The 17389-nt window shown below is 44.7% G+C and carries 16 protein-coding genes; all 16 read left to right on the top strand.

Features of this window, described 5'->3' with window-relative positions:
• The first annotated feature begins 251 nt into the window (after window positions 1-251).
• Complete coding sequence (metG, locus tag ACF3OH_RS13650; RefSeq protein ID WP_204591081.1) at window positions 252-2207, top strand: methionine--tRNA ligase; 1956 nt, start codon at window positions 252-254, stop codon at window positions 2205-2207.
• Between the two features lie 66 nt (window positions 2208-2273).
• Window positions 2274-3041 (top strand): TatD family hydrolase, encoded by a 768-nt coding sequence (locus ACF3OH_RS13645; protein ID WP_392455153.1) that lies wholly within the window; start codon window positions 2274-2276, stop codon window positions 3039-3041.
• 136 nt (window positions 3042-3177) lie between these two features.
• Complete coding sequence (locus tag ACF3OH_RS13640) at window positions 3178-4419, top strand: ubiquitin-like domain-containing protein (RefSeq protein WP_392455151.1); 1242 nt, start codon at window positions 3178-3180, stop codon at window positions 4417-4419.
• Between the two features lie 71 nt (window positions 4420-4490).
• Window positions 4491-5048 carry a ribonuclease M5 gene (rnmV, locus tag ACF3OH_RS13635; protein ID WP_392455149.1) on the top strand — a complete coding sequence of 186 codons (558 nt, stop codon included), beginning with the start codon at window positions 4491-4493 and terminating at the stop codon, window positions 5046-5048.
• Window positions 5045-5944 carry a 16S rRNA (adenine(1518)-N(6)/adenine(1519)-N(6))-dimethyltransferase RsmA gene (rsmA, locus tag ACF3OH_RS13630; protein ID WP_392455147.1) on the top strand — a complete coding sequence of 300 codons (900 nt, stop codon included), beginning with the start codon at window positions 5045-5047 and terminating at the stop codon, window positions 5942-5944. Before rnmV ends, rsmA begins: the two co-directional genes overlap by 4 nt.
• Before the next feature lie 93 nt (window positions 5945-6037).
• Window positions 6038-6301 (top strand): biofilm formation stimulator Veg, encoded by a 264-nt coding sequence (gene veg, locus ACF3OH_RS13625; RefSeq protein WP_204591071.1) that lies wholly within the window; start codon window positions 6038-6040, stop codon window positions 6299-6301.
• A gap of 126 nt (window positions 6302-6427) precedes the next feature.
• Window positions 6428-7285 carry a 4-(cytidine 5'-diphospho)-2-C-methyl-D-erythritol kinase gene (gene ispE / locus ACF3OH_RS13620; protein WP_392455146.1) on the top strand — a complete coding sequence of 286 codons (858 nt, stop codon included), beginning with the start codon at window positions 6428-6430 and terminating at the stop codon, window positions 7283-7285.
• 63 nt (window positions 7286-7348) lie between these two features.
• Window positions 7349-8182, top strand: coding sequence for a pur operon repressor (gene purR / locus ACF3OH_RS13615; protein ID WP_392455144.1), 834 nt, complete (start codon window positions 7349-7351; stop codon window positions 8180-8182).
• Entirely contained in the window at window positions 8179-8556 is a 378-nt protein-coding gene (locus ACF3OH_RS13610) for a RidA family protein (RefSeq protein WP_392455141.1), read from the top strand. The genes purR and ACF3OH_RS13610 overlap by 4 nt, the downstream gene beginning before the upstream one ends.
• A 177-nt stretch (window positions 8557-8733) precedes the next feature.
• Window positions 8734-9039, top strand: coding sequence for a septation regulator SpoVG (spoVG, locus tag ACF3OH_RS13605; RefSeq protein ID WP_204591127.1), 306 nt, complete (start codon window positions 8734-8736; stop codon window positions 9037-9039).
• Between the two features lie 606 nt (window positions 9040-9645).
• Entirely contained in the window at window positions 9646-11010 is a 1365-nt protein-coding gene (gene glmU, locus ACF3OH_RS13600) for a bifunctional UDP-N-acetylglucosamine diphosphorylase/glucosamine-1-phosphate N-acetyltransferase GlmU (protein WP_392455140.1), read from the top strand.
• Window positions 11011-11041: 31 nt separating this feature from the next.
• The gene (locus ACF3OH_RS13595; RefSeq protein ID WP_204591060.1) at window positions 11042-12001 is read left to right on the top strand and encodes a ribose-phosphate diphosphokinase; all 960 of its coding nucleotides are present in this window, start codon (window positions 11042-11044) and stop codon (window positions 11999-12001) included.
• Between the two features lie 58 nt (window positions 12002-12059).
• Window positions 12060-12704 carry a 50S ribosomal protein L25/general stress protein Ctc gene (locus tag ACF3OH_RS13590; protein ID WP_392455138.1) on the top strand — a complete coding sequence of 215 codons (645 nt, stop codon included), beginning with the start codon at window positions 12060-12062 and terminating at the stop codon, window positions 12702-12704.
• Window positions 12705-12799: 95 nt separating this feature from the next.
• Window positions 12800-13363 (top strand): aminoacyl-tRNA hydrolase, encoded by a 564-nt coding sequence (gene pth / locus ACF3OH_RS13585; RefSeq protein WP_392455136.1) that lies wholly within the window; start codon window positions 12800-12802, stop codon window positions 13361-13363.
• A gap of 47 nt (window positions 13364-13410) precedes the next feature.
• Window positions 13411-13635, top strand: a complete 225-nt coding sequence (locus ACF3OH_RS13580; RefSeq protein WP_392455133.1) for an anti-sigma-F factor Fin — start codon at window positions 13411-13413, stop codon at window positions 13633-13635.
• A 53-nt stretch (window positions 13636-13688) separates the two neighbouring features.
• Window positions 13689-17210: a transcription-repair coupling factor gene (gene mfd / locus ACF3OH_RS13575; protein ID WP_392455131.1), complete on the top strand. Its 3522-nt coding sequence runs from the start codon at window positions 13689-13691 to the stop codon at window positions 17208-17210.
• The last annotated feature ends 179 nt before the right edge of the window (window positions 17211-17389 follow it).

Raw genomic sequence — 17389 nt, 5'->3', positions numbered from 1 at the left:
TTCGTTTAACTTCAAAATAATCGACTTAAATGGTAAAAAAATGATAATATTAATAAATGATAATAAAAATATAACGTCAATTTCTTTCGAGTTACCAAAAGTGACGTAAAAAGAGCAAGTTAAGGGAATAAGTGGATTTGTCGAATGATGTTACAAAGTCTTGTCGACAAACACTTTTTCCGGACTAATTGAATCGACACGTCGATTTCGATACAATGAACAATAATGAAACTAAGTGGAGGCGCATTCGCATGACTCAAGAGAAAAAGACATTTTACATTACAACCCCGATCTATTATCCAAGCGGTAAATTCCATATCGGGACAGCTTACACGACCGTGGCTTCCGATGCGATTGCGCGTTATAAGCGTTTGAAAGGCTATGACGTCCGTTTCTTGACGGGAATGGATGAGCATGGACAAAAGATCCAAGAAAAAGCGCAAGAAAATAACAAAGAGCCACAAGCGTACGTGGATGAAATTGCAGAAGCAGCAAAAAAAGTATGGGAAATCATGGACATCAGCTATGATGACTTTATTCGTACAACAGAAAAGCGTCACACAGACGCTGTCGAAAAGATCTTCCAACGCTTTTTAGACAATGGCGATATTTACAAAGGCGAGTACGAAGGCAACTATTGTACTCCGTGTGAATCGTTCTTCACTGAAAAGCAATTGGTCAATGGCAATTGTCCGGATTGTGGACGTCCTGTTAAAAAGGTCAAAGAAGAATCGTATTTCTTCAATATGAAAAAGTATGCAGACCGCTTGCTTACCTATTATGAACAAAACCCAGGATTTATCGAACCGGAATCGCGTAAAAATGAGATGATCAATAACTTCATCAAACCAGGTCTAGAAGATCTTTCTGTATCACGCACATCCTTTGACTGGGGAATCAAAGTACCTGGAGACCCGAAACATGTTATCTACGTATGGGTAGATGCATTATCCAACTACATCACATCACTTGGATATGGGTCAGATGACGATTCGAAGTTCAAAAACTACTGGCCAGCGGATGTTCACGTTGTTGGAAAAGACATCGTTCGATTCCACACAATTTACTGGCCGATTTTCTTGATGGCACTTGATCTACCGCTTCCGAAAAAAGTATTTGCACACGGGTTCATTATGATGAAAGACGGCAAGATGTCGAAATCAAAAGGCAATGTCGTGTATCCAGAAATGCTTGTGGAGCGATACGGCTTAGATGCGACACGTTATTTCTTACTGCGTGAGTTGCCATTTGGTGCGGACGGAGTGTTCTCGCCGGAGTCATTTGTAGAGCGTACAAACTATGACTTAGCAAATGACCTAGGGAACTTGCTGAACCGCACAATTTCGATGATCAACAAGTACTTTGACGGAACGATTCCGGTAGAAGAGGCTGTCGAGACGGAATTCGACAAAACATTGCATGAGCTCTTTGCGGAAACGAAACAAAAAGTAGAAGACAACATGGAGAAGATGCAGTTTAGCATCGTGTTGTCAGATATTTGGACATTTATTTCACGAACGAATAAATACATTGATGAAACACAACCATGGGTTCTTGCAAAAGACGAAGCAGACCGCGGGAAACTTGCGTCTGTTATGGTGCACTTGGCAGAAAGTTTGCGTTTGACGGCTATTTTCATTCAACCATTCTTGACGAAAAACCCAGCGGAGATTATGCGTCAACTGGGGCTTTCTGAGAAGGGATTAGCTTGGGAAGGTTTAGATGCATTCCACGGTATTCCACAAGGAACAAAAGTTGTTGAAAAGGGTGTTCCAATCTTCCCTCGTCTTGATGTAGAGGAAGAAGCAGCGTACATTCGTGAGCAGATGCAAGGTGGCGCGACTCCAGTAGTAGAAGAACCAAAAGAAGAGGCGCCGGAGGTTGAAGAAATTTCGATTGATGACTTTATGAAAGTAGATTTACGCGTAGCAACGGTGACAGCGTGTGAACCCGTGCCGAAAACATCAAAACTCTTGAAACTTCAACTCGATCTTGGCTACGAGCAGCGTCAAGTAATCTCCGGTATTGCAGAGCATTACAAGCCGCAAGACGTCATCGGTAAAAAAGTGATTGTTGTCGCCAACTTGAAGCCGGTCAAATTGCGCGGAGAGTTGTCACAAGGAATGATATTAGCTGGATCGAAAAATGGCTACCTGACACTCGCTGAAGTGGATGACAAGCTTGAAAACGGTGCACAAGTCAAATAAATCAGTGAAGAGCCCGCCAGTATGTGCGGGTTCTTTTTTCTCACAGAACCAAGAAAGGATGAGACGATGCAATTTATAGATACACATGTTCATTTAAACGCAGACCAGTACGACGAAGATCTACAAGAGGTCATCTCACGTGCGCGTGAAAAAGGTGTACAGAAGATGGTCGTCATCGGATTTGATACAAAAACAATCAACCGCGCAATCGCTATCGCAGAAGCTGATCCGGACATTTACGCAGTGGTAGGCTGGCACCCGGTAGATGCAGTCGACTGTACGGAAGAGGACCTAGCATGGATAGAGGAGTTGGCGAGCCATGAGAAGGTTGTAGGAATCGGAGAGACCGGTCTTGATTATTACTGGGACAAATCACCGAAAGATGTGCAACAAGACCTGTTCCGTAAACATATTCGTTTGGCGCAACGCGTACAACTTCCTCTAATCATTCACAATCGTGATGCGACAGGTGATGTACTGCGGATCTTACAAGAAGAAGAGGCTCATCTGACCGGTGGAATTATGCATTGTTTCGGTGGCAGTGTGGAAACAGCGCAAGAAGCCATCCGTATGAACTTTATGATTTCACTCGGTGGGCCTGTGACGTTTAAAAATGCGAAGACACCAAAAGAAGTTGCAAAAGAAATTGACTTAGATCATTTGCTCATTGAAACAGACGCACCTTACCTCGCACCGCACCCATATCGCGGGAAACGGAATGAACCGTCCTATGTACCGCTCGTGGCTGAAGAAATCGCGCGGTTAAAAGAGTTGAGCGTGGAAGAAGTAGCAACGCGCACGACAAAAAATGCAGAGAAATTTTTCGGGATTTGATTAAAAAACGATGAACGCCTCCATACTGAAAACTATACCGGATGACACGAGATCGACATAAAGGTCAGACAATCGAGCTTGACAATTATCTCGACAACTAGATATAATCATCCGAGTGAATAAGGAGGCGTTTTTCGTGTCAAATTTTACCATGAAAAACCTGTTCTCTAACTCATTGAGGAGCAAGGATACGTGGATGACAATCGTCACTCTACTTGTATTTCTTGCAGTCGTATCTTTCGTACTATTCGAAGGAACGAAAAAGACGGTCAGCTTGACTGTCAACGGACAACAACAAGAATTAGCAACTCATGCAGATACAGTAGGCGAACTTCTCGAGGAACAAGAAATCGATGTTGCAGAAGCCGATCATGTATATCCCTCATTGAACACTTCAATTGCTCATGATTTAGCAGTGGAGTGGGAACAGGCACAAACCATTACGATTCGAATTGATGGAAAAACACAAACCATCGATACAACCGCGGATCGCGTATCAGAAATCTTAGGCCAAGCTGGCGTTGAAGTAACCGAGTATGACCAGATTGCACCTGCCGCAGATGCGGAGGTCGGACAACAAAATGAAATTTCGATAGCAAAAGCGTATCAAGTAAAATTGATCGACGGAACTGAAGAAACACTCGTTTGGTCCACTTCGACTACGGTCGCTGACTTTTTAAAACAAAATAGCATTCATTTATCCAAGCTCGACCGAGTCAACTTAGAACCAGAAAAGGTGGTGACACCTGATTCTGTAATTGAAATTACTCGTGTAGAAAAAGTCACCGATGTAGTGGAAGAAGACATAGCGTTTAAAACGGAAACTAAAAAAGACGATTCGCTTTTAAAAGGCAAAGAAAAAGTGGTACGTGAAGGGAAACCTGGAGTAGTAGCGCGTACAGTCGAAATCACAAAAGAAAACGGCAAAGTAGTAGAAGAGAAAGTCGTTTCTGAAGAAGTGAAAGAAAAGGCGACGAATGAAGTCGTGCACGTCGGAACAAAAGTGATAGTAGCAGCGGCAACAACTCAAAAAGCTTCTGCACCTGCTTCTCAACCGGTGTCACGGAATGACTCATCAGAACCTGCTGGACGTGAATTCTATGTAACAGCAACAGCCTATACAGCTTCATGCACAGGTTGTTCAGGAATCACCGCAACGGGAATCAATTTAAAAGCCAATCCACACTTGAAAGTCATTGCAGTCGACCCTAACGTCATCCCGCTTGGCTCAAAAGTATGGGTAGAGGGGTATGGCTATGCCATCGCTGGAGATACTGGCGGTGCCATCAAAGGCAACAAAATCGATATTTTTGTTCCAACAAAAGATCAAGCCTACGCATTCGGACGAAAAACTGTTCGTATTAAAATTATTAATTAGTACCGGGATCAGCTCTTCCTTGCGATGACAGGGAGAGCTTTTCTGCGTACAATGGAGGAAGGGGATTCCACATGACATTCAAAGAAGTAATCGTGGTGGAAGGTAAAGACGATACAACAGCCATTCGACGTGCTGTACAAGCCGATACGATTGAAACGAATGGCTCTGCTGTGTCGAAAGAGACCTTACACAAGATTAAACGTGCCCAAGACGTCCGCGGTGTCATTGTCTTTACGGACCCTGACTATCCAGGACGACGCATCCGGGCGATTATTGAAGAGGCCATCCCAGGCGTCAAACATGCATTTTTGCCAAAACACCAAGCGATTGCCAAAAACGGTAGTGGTGTCGGAATCGAGCACGCGACGGATGAAGACATTCGTGCAGCCCTTGAACACGTCTACACCCCTGAGGATCGTCCTGTAGCCACATTTACACAGCGTCAATTGATCGAGGCACGGCTGATTGGCCACCCTGACGCAGCAGCGCGTAGAGAGCGGTTAGGGGAGCACTTGCAAATTGGCTATACAAATGGCAAACAACTATTGAAACGACTAGATATATTCCGGGTCACCCAGCAGGAGTGGCAACAAGCCCTCGATGCACTGGAACAGGAGGATAAAAAATGAAAGATATCGCAACCCCTGTACGCACGCAGGAAATTTTAAAAAAATACGGGTTTTCATTCAAAAAGAGCCTTGGACAAAACTTTTTGATTGACCCAAATATTTTACGCAACATCGTGTCCCACGCAGGACTGACAAAAGATTCAGCAGCCATTGAAATCGGACCTGGTATCGGAGCACTCACCGAACACCTGGCGCGCGCTGCAGGAAAGGTCGTATCGTTTGAAATCGATCAACGCCTTCTTCCGGTTCTAGAAGATACATTGTCCCCATATGATAATGTACAGATCATTCATAGCGACATCTTAGAAGCGGACACAGACTCCGTGTTCGAACGAGAGCTTGCGGGCTATGAAGATGTGATGGTCGTTGCAAACTTGCCATATTACGTGACGACACCTATTCTTTTGAAGCTGCTTCATGATCGTTTGCCAATCCGTGGAATGGTCGTGATGATGCAAAAAGAAGTAGCAGACCGTATTACTGCAAAACCAGGGACGAAAGAGTATGGCTCGTTGTCGATTGCTATCCAGTACTATATGGATGCAGAGGTCGCAATGACGGTGCCGAAGACTGTTTTCATGCCGCCGCCGAATGTTGACTCTGCTGTCATCAAATTAACGCGTCGCACAGAACCTGTAGTAATCGTAAAAGACGAAGATTTCTTGTTCCTCGTTAGCCGCGGATCGTTTGTTCAACGACGTAAAACCATTTTGAACAACCTCCAGACGTCTCTTCCTGAAGGGAAAGCACATAAAGAGGAAATCCTGAAAGCACTGCAAGATACTGGTATTGAACCGTCTCGACGCGGAGAAACCCTATCCATACAAGAGTTTGGAGCATTAGCAGATGCTTTATACGACACTTTTTACCCAATGTGGCGTTCTGAAAATAAATAATCGTTGACAGTGCTTGTGTATCCTTGTAAAATATTAAATTTTGACATTTTCATGACATCGTGTTACACTAAATACCAGTGAGGTGTATGCAGAATGCCAAAGACATTAGCGGATATTAAAAAGTCGTTAGATTGCCACCTAGGCAAACGTTTGCAGTTACGCGCCAATGGTGGTCGCAAGAAAACAGTAGAACGTGCAGGAATTTTGCGCGAAACGTACCACGCTGTATTTGTAATAGATTTAGATCAAGAAGAGAACGCTTTTGAACGTGTATCGTATAGTTATGCGGACGTTTTGACTGAAGCAGTTGAAATCTCGATTTACGATGATGCCAACAACTTAGTCTCCGTCAAATAGGTTTTTATTCTTTTAGCACTTATACATAAGAGTACCTCTTTCCATAAGGAGAGAGGTGCTTTTTTGTGTTACACTGAGAACACAGAATTTAGCAAACACGCTTTGCATCGAAAGGATTAGACCGGTATGTATTTTGTAAAAGCACCTGCCAAAATTAACTTAACACTAGATACTTTGTATAAACGCAACGATGGTTACCATGAAGTCGAGATGATCATGACGACTGTGGACCTTGCAGACCGCATTGGATTGGATGCACGGGAAGATGGCGTCATTGAAATCGTCTCTGTCGACCGCTTCATTCCGAATGACGCGAAGAACCTGGCTTATCAGGCTGCAGACCTTCTTAAAAAGAAATATAACGTCACGAAAGGCGTTTCCATCACAATTGAAAAAACGATTCCAGTTGCAGCGGGTCTTGCTGGAGGTAGTTCCGATGCAGCTGCGACACTTCGTGGTCTGAATCACGTATGGGAACTTGGCTTGTCACTTGATGAATTGGCAGAGCTTGGCGCCCAGATCGGTTCGGACGTTCCATTTTGTATTTACGGAGGAACGGCGCTGGCGACAGGACGTGGGGAGAAGATCGAACATCTTCCTGCACCACCTGCATGTTGGGTCATTCTCGCCAAACCTGTCATTGGAGTGTCTACCGCAGAAATCTATGGGCAATTGAACTTAGAGACTGCTTTTCACCCGGATACACAGGCGATGATTCGCGCTATTGAAGAGAAAGACTTCCAAGCCATGGTCGATGGCCTAGGCAATACGCTTGAAGACGTAACGTTACATCTTTATCCAGAAGTGAAAGAGTTAAAAGAGCAGATGAAGCGCTTCGGTGCAGAAGGCGTTTTGATGTCCGGAAGCGGCCCCACCGTGTTTGGAATCGTTCAGCAAGAGTCTCGTGCTCAACGCGTCGTCAATGCATTACGTGGTTTCTGTGATGAAGTCTATTGCGTACGAATGCTAGGAGACCGGGAGTAGTTGCCTAAAGGCGTATAATTGTGGTACGTTTACTGTAAAATATTCGGAATTGGAGGAAATCACGTGAAGTGGAAACGTAGTGAACGGCTGGTCGATATGACACAGCACTTGCTGGAACATCCCCACCGTCTTATTCCCTTAACGTATTTCGCATCTCTTTATGATTCTGCCAAGTCTTCTATCAGTGAAGATTTAACGATTGTCAGTGAAACGTTAGAGGCACGAGGCAAAGGGCATCTGTTAACCGTACCAGGCGCAGCAGGCGGTGTGAAATACATTCCTAAGTTAGATGAAACAGAAATTCGTGCGATTAAGGACGAATTGAAAACAAGAATGTCACAGTCTGATCGACTGTTGCCAGGTGGGTATTTATATATGACGGACCTTTTAGGCGATCCAGAGTTGATGAATCGCATTGGAAAAGTCTTTGCATCGGTGTATGCCAAGCAAAAAATTGATGCTATCATGACGGTTGCAACGAAAGGAATCCCGATCGCTCATGCTATCGCACGCCATCTAAATGTGCCTGTTATCGTTGTGCGCCGAGACAGCAAAGTAACCGAAGGACCAACAGTGAGTATCAACTATGTCTCAGGTTCAGCGCGTCGCATTCAAACAATGGTGTTATCGAAACGCAGTATGGAAAAAGGCAAACGTGTCCTTCTCACCGATGACTTTATGAAAGTGGGCGGAACGATGAATGGCATGAAGAGCTTACTTGCTGAATTTGATGGCGAACTTGCAGGGATCGCGGTACTGATTGAAGCTGAGCATACAGCGGAAGTACTTGTGCAAGATTACGTCTCTTTATTAAAATTAAAGCAAGTCGATGAGCGAAACGGCTCCATCGTACTTGAAGAAGGCAACTATTTTCAGAAGGGTGGACAACACGAATGAAAACAGTCTCTACAACAAAAGCACCAGCAGCCATCGGTCCCTACGTACAAGGGATGGTCGTAAACGGTATGTTTTATAGTTCGGGTCAAATTCCATTGACAGCGGACGGCGAGCTTGTCGACGGTTCCATCGTCGAACAGACAGCACAAGTGTTTAAAAACTTAGAAGCGGTTCTCGAAGAAGCCGGATCATCTCTTCAACACGTTGTGAAGACACTGGTGTTTTTAAAAGATATGAACGACTTTGTAGAATTTAATGAAGCGTACGAAAAGCATTTTGGTGGTCATAAGCCAGCACGCTCTGCTGTTGAAGTTGCGCGTCTACCTAAAGATGTGAAAGTTGAAATTGAAGTCATTGCAGTAGTGGCTGAGTAATTAAATGATTCGTTTGTCTCTTAGGAGGCAAGCGGATTTTTTGCGTTCTTCCTCGAATTCTTAAATTTATTAGACTATTTGAAATTTTTTTAATAAACTAGAAGGAATTGTTACACTTTTGTAGAAATTTTATAAGAGCAGGACAAGTACATCTTAGAATGAGGAGTGGTGACAACCGTGGAAGTAACGGATGTTCGGTTACGAAAAGTAGAGACAGAGGGCAGAATGAGAGCGATTGCGTCGATTACGTTAGACCATGAATTCGTCGTTCATGATTTACGTGTAATTGATGGCAATGGCGGATTATTTGTCGCGATGCCAAGCAAGCGCACACCAGACGGCGAGTTTCGGGATATTGCGCACCCAATCAATGCCACAACACGTACGAAGGTGCAAGATGCTGTTCTTGCCGCGTACCATCAATCAGATACACAGCCACAGGACGAAACTGCGCCAATGGCAGCCGAGCAAAGCTATTCTTAATAGCTTTGTTTTTTTTATTTTAGATGCGTAGAACGCCACTCTAGAAACTCCGAGGAAATCAGACGTGCCCGTGAAGGCGCTCTTCAGCCTTTGCGGGATTTCTAGGAGGCGCAACTCGATTTCATTCGAAGTCGAAACTTGTTTAAAGCGTTGAGTTCCACTGCGGGGCTGCTTTCCGTGGGCGCTGCGTGAGCTTCCTCGTCGCAGGCTCCAGCGGGATCTCACGGCAGACTTTGATCCCACTGGAGTCAACCCCTCCATTCCACTCAACTTTAGTTTCAAATGTGGAAATGCCGCTGACTTTAGTGCACTACTACGCTGATTATTACATTAGCTCGGCTGATTATGACGTTAACGGCTTCCATTCCGACATTAACTCACTCCATTCTTACGTTAGCGGTCGCCATTCCGACAATGCTCATATTATGGAAACCAATCCGCAAGCCCACCCCCAATTTCCCAAGATCTTTCTAGCAAGGGCGTGAGTGACAAAAATCGAAACGTATAAACATAATGTTTTCTTGCAATTTTGTCAATAGAGAAATTGTTGAAAAATGCAATTTTATCGGCTATAGTCAAAAGAGGAAATGACATGGAGGATGACCAATGACAAACTTATTTGCAGTCGTTTTAGCGGCTGGTAAAGGCACACGAATGAAATCATCTTTATATAAAGTTCTTCACCCAGTCTGTGGCAAACCAATGGTCGACCACGTTGTCGGCAACATGGAGAAGCTTGGCGCTTCTGAAATCGTGTCAGTTGTCGGCCACGGAGCTGAAATGGTGAAAGAGACGCTTGGCGACCGTTCGACATACGTCGTGCAAGAAGAGCAACTTGGCACAGCGCACGCGGTGCATCAAGCAGAGCAAGTGTTAGATGGACGTGAAGGCACAACAATCGTCATCTGTGGCGATACACCGCTAATCACTCCGGAAACGATTCAACAGTTGATGGAGACGCACAAAGAAGCGGGAGCAAAAGCCACTATTCTAACAGCTATTGTGGAAGACCCAACTGGTTACGGCCGTATCTTGCGCGGACAAGATGACCTAGTAACAGGCATCGTAGAGCAAAAAGATGCTACACCAGATCAACAAAAAGTGCAGGAAATTAACTCGGGCACGTACTGTTTTGACAATCAAGCACTGTTTGAAGCGCTAAAAAAAGTGGATAACAACAATTCACAAGGCGAATATTACTTAACAGACGTAATCAGCATCTTGAAAGAACAAGGTGAAGCAATCGCTGCGTTCGCAGCTGCTGATGCAGATGAACTTTTAGGAGTCAATGACCGTGTGGCACTTTCTCAAGCAGAGAGCTACATGCGCAATCGCTTAGCCCTTCACCATATGCGTGAAGGTGTGACGATTATCGATCCAGCATCTACTTACATTGGTGCAGACGTCGTTATCGGTTCAGACACTGTTCTTCTTCCGGGCACAATGCTAGAAGGCAACACAGTCATCGGAGAAAAGAGCACGATTGGTCCGAATACGCACTTGAAAAATGCGCATATTGGCAACGAGACGACAGTTCATTCGTCTGTTGTGATGGACAGCAAAATTGCAGACCACGTGGCAGTTGGTCCATTCGCGCACATTCGTCCAGGTTCTGATCTTGGCGATCACGTGAAAATCGGGAATTTCGTGGAAGTGAAAAAGTCGACGATTCAAGAAGGTTCCAAACTTTCTCACCTTACGTACATGGGTGATGCGGAAATCGGAAAGAACGTGAACATCGGCTGTGGTACGATTTCAGTGAACTATGATGGAAAAAATAAATTTACAACAACAATCGAGGACAATGCCTTTATCGGCTGTAACTCGAATCTTGTCGCACCTGTCACAGTCGGAAAAGGCGCTTATGTCGCAGCTGGAACAACCGTGACGAAAAATGTAACAGAAGATTCACTAGCCATTGGACGCGTAAAGCAGGAAAATAAAGAAGGTTACGCTAAACGTATTAAGTAAACCCAATCTACCCAAACCCAGGAGGATTATCATGCCCTATCAATACGCAGGTTCAAAGTTAAAGATTTTCACACTAAATTCGAATCCGGAACTCGCTGAAAGCATTGCGAAAGAAGTTGGAGTTCCCCTTGGAAAATTAACGGTTACACGCTTCAGTGATGGAGAAGTGCAAATCAATATTGAAGAGAGTATTCGCGGTAGTGACGTGTTCGTTATTCAATCTACGTCATCTCCAGTGAATGAAAACTTAATGGAACTGCTTATTATGTTAGATGCATTAAAACGTGCTTCTGCGCGTACAATCAACGTAGTAATTCCGTATTATGGCTATGCACGTCAAGACCGCAAAGCGCGTTCACGTGAGCCGATTACAGCGAAACTCGTTGCAAACCTTTTAACATCTGCTGGCGCAACGCGTGCAATCACTTTAGATTTACACGCACCACAGATTCAAGGTTTCTTCGATATTCCAATCGACCACTTAGTGGCAGTGCCATTGTTATCGGATTACTTCCTTGAGAAAAACTTTGATCCTTCTGAAATCGTTATTGTTTCACCAGACCATGGTGGCGTAACGCGTGCTCGTAAAATGGCAGACCGCTTAAAAGCAACGATTGCTATTATCGATAAACGTCGTCCACGTCCAAATGTGGCAGAAGTTATGAATATCGTAGGGAATGTAGAAGGGAAAACAGCTATTTTAATCGATGATATTATCGACACAGCTGGAACAATTTCTATTGCAGCGTCTGCATTAAAAGAAAATGGCGCAAAAGAAATTTATGCTTGTTGTTCACACCCAGTGCTTTCTGGGCCAGCAATGGAGCGTATTGAAAACTCAGTCATCAAGGAATTAGTCGTTACAGATTCCATTAAGTTAGATGACTCACAAAAATCGTCAAAAATCGTGGAACTATCTATTGCCAAGCTTCTTGCAGATGCAATCGTACGTGTCTATGAAGAGAAGTCTGTCAGCACTTTATTTGATTGATAGGTTTAGTTCCTGAAGTCACGGGGTAAACATTTAACTAGTATAACTAGGAGAGTGAATGACTATGACAAAGGTAACAACTCAGAAACGCGAGTCAAAGAAAGAAAATACATCACTACGTGCAAAGGGCTTTGTACCGGCCGTAGTCTATGGATATAAAACTGAAAGTACAGCGATTGCTGTAGAAGAAATCGAGCTAATCAAAACGTTACGTGAAGTTGGACGTAACGGAGTTATGAAGCTAGACGTTGATGGGAAATCCGTCAATGCCGTATTAACGGATTATCAACAAGATCCAATCAAAGGGCATCTTGTACACGCTGATTTCTTGGCAATTAACATGTCTGAAGAGCTTGAAGTATCGGTAAATGTAACACCTGTAGGCGACGCTGCTGGCGTAAACGAAGGTGGTTCATTGACGCAAGCTAACTACCGAGTAACAGTTCGTGTAAAACCATCGGATATTCCAGACCACATTGAAGTGGACGTAAGTGAACTGGCGATCGGCGATACTCTAACACTTGGTGAAGTACGCGACAAAATCGATTTTGAAGTACTTGAAGAAGATGATTATGCATTATTCTCAGTAGCAGCACCGCGCTCTGACGATGAGTTAGAAGAGCTTGATTCTACTGACGAAGAAACAGATGCTACTGATGTAGAAGCTACGGAAGAAGCACCTGAAGAAGAAAAAGCTGAATAAGAGTAATGAAAAGAGGAATTGTCAGGAATGGCAGTTCCTCTTCTTTTCTAGTACACTTAAGAGCAGTACGCATTTTGAACAAGAGGTATTGATAAATGAAAATGATCATAGGCCTGGGGAATCCAGGGAAAAAATATGAAAAGACACGCCACAATATTGGTTTTCTGGTGATTGACGAGTTGGCGAAACAGTATGGTGTGGAACTCAATCAAACGAAATTCCATGCTTTGTACGCGATTGCCCATACCCCAAAAGGGAAAGTGTTGCTCGTTAAACCCTATACGTATATGAATTTATCAGGGGAAGCGGTTGCTCCTTTGATGAAATACTTTGATATTCCAGTGGACGATATCGTTGTGATTTACGATGACTTGGATCTCGGGACTGGAAAGCTTCGTTTGCGTCAGCGAGGAAGTGCTGGAGGACACAACGGGATCAAGTCGTTAATTCAGCACCTGGGAACGCAAAACTTCAACCGAATCCGGATTGGTATCAGTCGTCCGCCAGCTGGGATGAAGGTTGCAGATTACGTGCTTGCGAATTTCCGGGAGGAAGAGCAGCCGGACATGGCACGTGCAATCGATAACAGTGCTGAGGCATGTAAAGCTTGGATGGACAAACCGTTTTTAGAAGTAATGAACGACTATAACGGTGCATAAATCGAACCGAAACTGGATACACTGTCTATAAAAGGCGGTGTGTGCGCATGATACGAAGCCGATGTAAATATTGCCGACAAGAGACGAGTGCGATTCCTTACGAGTCGTTCACCGAAATTGTGGAACGCGTATCAACAAAAGAAGTGCAGTGGCACCCGCTCATGACCGAAGAAACACCTGGTCGGTGGTTCGTAGATGGCGTCTGTTTGGACTGCCGAGATGCGATGGAGCGCAATCCACTGTACTTTTCACTAAACAAATGGATACAGTAACTGCTTTGGGATCAGCTCCAAAGCCTTTTTCTGTTTTCACTGGAGGATTTGCTATGCACGCATTACTACAGCTACTGCAAGAAGAGAAAAAAGTGCGAGACTGGATCGACTCTTTGCAAAAAGGGACCGACCATCAATTGATCACCGGACTCACCGGCAGCGCTCGAACACTTCTTGGAAAACAAATTTATGATGAAACCAATCAGTCGGTGTTGATTGTGACACCGAACCTTTTGCATGCCCAAAAAGTGAAAGACGACTATGCCCGCATCATGGGCGAAGACAATGTCTTTTTGTACCCGGCAGATGGGTTAATCGCTGCCGATATGGCGATTGCGAGTCCTGAACTTCGGGCAGAGCGCATTGAAACACTAGATTATATGGCGACCGATCGTAAAGGAATCTTCATTGTGCCTGTGGCAGCTTTCCGCAAAAAACTTACCCCGGTATCGGAATGGGCACAACTCACGCTAACACTACGAGAAGGTGAAGACATCGAGCCGGAAACGCTCCTTCACACGCTTGTAGACCTTGGCTATACTAGGCAAGGCATGGTGTCTGCACCTGGAGAGTTTGCCACGCGCGGGGGGATCGTTGATATTTATCCACTGCAATCGGAACACCCTGTGCGCATCGAACTATTTGATACGGAGATTGATTCCCTTCGCCAGTTTTCAGCAGATGATCAGCGGTCAATGGGACGCTTAACAGAAATTCGCATCTTGCCTGCAACGGATTATTTGTGGTCGACTGAAAAGCGCCTATTACTGAAAGAGCGCCTTGAAGTGGCGCTAGGTGAATCTTTAAAGAAAGTGAAAAACCCGCAAACACAACAACAGTTCATGGACACGATTTCTCGTGACATCGGATTATTGAAAGATGGACTCGTTCCGGACGGGGTCGCGAAGTATTTACCACTTTTAGATGGCTACACGTCAGATTTACTAGATTACGTAAGTCCAAACACTCTGGTAATCTTTGATGAGCTCGGACGCATTCAAGAGACAGCAGAGACGTTAGAGCGGGAAGAGATGGACTGGTTCATGTCGCTATTAGAAGAAGGGTTGATCGTCCATAAAGCGAAACCAGCTTCTTCTTTGAAAGCCATCATGCAAGGCATGCAGCAAAAGCAGATCTATTATTCGCTGTTTGCTCGTACATTTGGCGGTATTCCAATCAAATCGACACTCAGTTTCTCGTGTAAACCGATGCAAGAATTCCATGGCCAGATGCACTTACTCGCTGGAGAAATGGAGCGCTGGAAACAAGGAAACTTCCGGGTTGTGATTCTAGCAGAAGGAAACGAGCGTCTGAAAAAAATTCAAGAGGTATTTGAAGACTATGACATGTCTTCAAAGATTCTGCACCCAGAGGCTGTCATCACGGAACCTGGTGTGTATTTGCTAGATGGGGATCTCAATACAGGTTTTGAGTTGCCCTTGCAGCGCCTGACAGTCATTACAGATGCCGAACTTTTTAAAGCGCGTCCTAAAAAACGTGCGAACCGCCAAAAACTCTCAAACGCCGAGCGGATCAAGAGTTATTCGGATATCAAACCGGGCGATTGGATCGTGCATATTCATCACGGGATTGGGAAGTATATCGGAATCGAAACGCTCGAGATGAACGGTATTCACAAAGATTATTTGCACATTCGCTATAAAGGCGATGATAAGTTATTTGTGCCGGTCGATCAGATTGACTTGATTCAAAAATATGTCGGTTCTGGTGAAAAAGAGCCGAAAGTGCACAAACTAGGTGGAGCGGACTGGAAGAAGACAAAAACGAAGGTCTCCAAAGCAGTAGAAGATATTGCAGACGAGTTAATCAAGCTTTATGCCAAGCGCGAAGCCGAAGTTGGTCATGCATATGAAGTGGATGGCGATCTACAACAAGCATTTGAAGCAGCCTTCCCGTACGAAGAAACAGAGGACCAACTGCGCACAATTGAAGAAATCAAGCGCGATATGGAAAAAGCACGCCCGATGGACCGACTCGTGTGTGGAGATGTTGGCTATGGGAAAACAGAAGTTGCGATTCGTGCTGCGTTTAAAGCAGTAATGGACGGTAAGCAAGTCGCGTTCTTGTGTCCGACGACGATACTCGCGCAACAACATTTTGATACATTGGTGGAAAGATTCCAAGATTTCCCGATTGAAGTCGGCTTATTGAGCCGTTTCCGCACAAAGAAACAACAAGGGGAAACGACGAGCGGCTTGAAAAAAGGATTGGTCGATGTGGTCGTCGGAACGCACCGCGTACTGTCAAAAGACGTGGAGTTCCATGATCTAGGCCTTCTTATTGTTGATGAAGAGCAGCGTTTTGGCGTGAAACACAAAGAGAAAATCAAACAGTTGAAGACATCCGTAGACGTCATCACACTTACAGCGACGCCAATTCCGCGTACGCTTCATATGTCGATGATTGGAGTGCGCGACTTGTCGGTAATCGAGACGCCGCCGAAAAACCGTTTCCCGATTCAGACATATGTAGTTGAATACAATGGGGCTCTAGTACGTGAAGCCATTGAGCGAGAAATGGCGCGTGGTGGGCAGGTGTTCTTCCTCTACAACCGTGTGGAAGATATCACGCGTAAGGTCGAAGAAATCCAGAGCCTCGTTCCATCTGCTCGAGTCGCCTATGCGCACGGTCAGATGACAGAGACAGAGCTCGAGTCGATTCTTATCAGTTTCTTACAAGGGGAATATGACGTACTTGTCACGACAACGATTATCGAGACGGGTATTGATATTCCGAACGTTAATACGTTATTTGTGCACGATGCGGACCGCATGGGTCTTTCTCAACTCTATCAATTGCGTGGACGCGTGGGTCGTTCCAACCGAGTGGCGTACGCTTACTTCATGCATCAGCGTGATAAAGTGCTGACAGATGTCGCAGAAAAACGTCTACAAGCCATCAAAGAGTTCACAGAGCTTGGGTCTGGGTTTAAGATTGCAATGCGTGACTTGTCGATTCGCGGTGCCGGAAATCTTTTAGGCTCTCAGCAACATGGATTTATCGATTCTGTCGGATATGATCTTTATACACAGCTTCTTGAAGCAGCTGTTGAGCGGAAACGTACGGGGAAAGAACAAGAAGAAGTGGTGGAGATTGAAATCTCCGTTCCATTTGATGCTTATCTTCCGGATACGTACATTGCAGACGGTTATCAAAAGATTCAAATGTACAAGCGCATCAAGGCATTTGATAAAGAAGAAGAGTACCATGATATTTACGACGAGCTGCAAGACCGATTTGGCGATGTACCGCTTGAAGCCGAGAACTTGTTGCGGATTGCCCGTATGAAAGTATGGGGCCGTCAAAGTGGCGTGGAGAGCATCAAAGAGCAAGGTGGCAAGTTGGTCGTGCGCTTTACTGAAACGACGTCTCAACAGTTTGATGCTGCGATCTTCTATGAGAAATCGATGACGTATGGGAAACAAGTCAATTTTGGTGTTGATCAAGGACAATTCTTGATTAAAATCGATTTAAAAGGCGGAAAACACCATCCGTTTGATGTTCTAGAAAAAATGATGGAAGTATCCCCGCAAGCAATTCGACAAACTTCTTAATGTATACATGCATACTTTTTGCCACTTTTCACCATACTACACAAGAAAGAGTAGGAAGGGTGGCAAGGTATGAAAGCAACTGGAATACGAACTTGGTACGTTCGCTACAGAGTATGCAGAGGCATTATACGAAACGCTCGAGACAGCTGCTAGTTTTTTAGCCAAACAAATGAATGGGT

This window comes from Chryseomicrobium aureum, from assembly GCF_043182735.1.
GTDB lineage: Bacteria > Bacillota > Bacilli > Bacillales_A > Planococcaceae > Chryseomicrobium > Chryseomicrobium aureum.
The sequence above is the reverse complement of the archived record's forward strand: the minus strand, read 5'-3'. Positions and strand labels throughout refer to the sequence as shown.

Excerpts from the sequence above, each read along its gene's own strand:
- metG (WP_204591081.1), top strand. The coding sequence starts at position 252 with ATGACTCAAGAGAAAAAGACATTTTACATTACAACCCCGATCTATTAT.
- ACF3OH_RS13645 (WP_392455153.1), top strand. The coding sequence starts at position 2,274 with ATGCAATTTATAGATACACATGTTCATTTAAACGCAGACCAGTACGAC.
- rnmV (WP_392455149.1), top strand. The coding sequence starts at position 4,491 with ATGACATTCAAAGAAGTAATCGTGGTGGAAGGTAAAGACGATACAACA.
- rsmA (WP_392455147.1), top strand. The coding sequence starts at position 5,045 with ATGAAAGATATCGCAACCCCTGTACGCACGCAGGAAATTTTAAAAAAA.
- veg (WP_204591071.1), top strand. The coding sequence starts at position 6,038 with ATGCCAAAGACATTAGCGGATATTAAAAAGTCGTTAGATTGCCACCTA.
- ispE (WP_392455146.1), top strand. The coding sequence starts at position 6,428 with ATGTATTTTGTAAAAGCACCTGCCAAAATTAACTTAACACTAGATACT.
- ACF3OH_RS13610 (WP_392455141.1), top strand. The coding sequence starts at position 8,179 with ATGAAAACAGTCTCTACAACAAAAGCACCAGCAGCCATCGGTCCCTAC.
- glmU (WP_392455140.1), top strand. The coding sequence starts at position 9,646 with ATGACAAACTTATTTGCAGTCGTTTTAGCGGCTGGTAAAGGCACACGA.
- ACF3OH_RS13595 (WP_204591060.1), top strand. The coding sequence starts at position 11,042 with ATGCCCTATCAATACGCAGGTTCAAAGTTAAAGATTTTCACACTAAAT.
- ACF3OH_RS13590 (WP_392455138.1), top strand. The coding sequence starts at position 12,060 with ATGACTATGACAAAGGTAACAACTCAGAAACGCGAGTCAAAGAAAGAA.
- pth (WP_392455136.1), top strand. The coding sequence starts at position 12,800 with ATGAAAATGATCATAGGCCTGGGGAATCCAGGGAAAAAATATGAAAAG.
- ACF3OH_RS13580 (WP_392455133.1), top strand. The coding sequence starts at position 13,411 with ATGATACGAAGCCGATGTAAATATTGCCGACAAGAGACGAGTGCGATT.
- mfd (WP_392455131.1), top strand. The coding sequence starts at position 13,689 with ATGCACGCATTACTACAGCTACTGCAAGAAGAGAAAAAAGTGCGAGAC.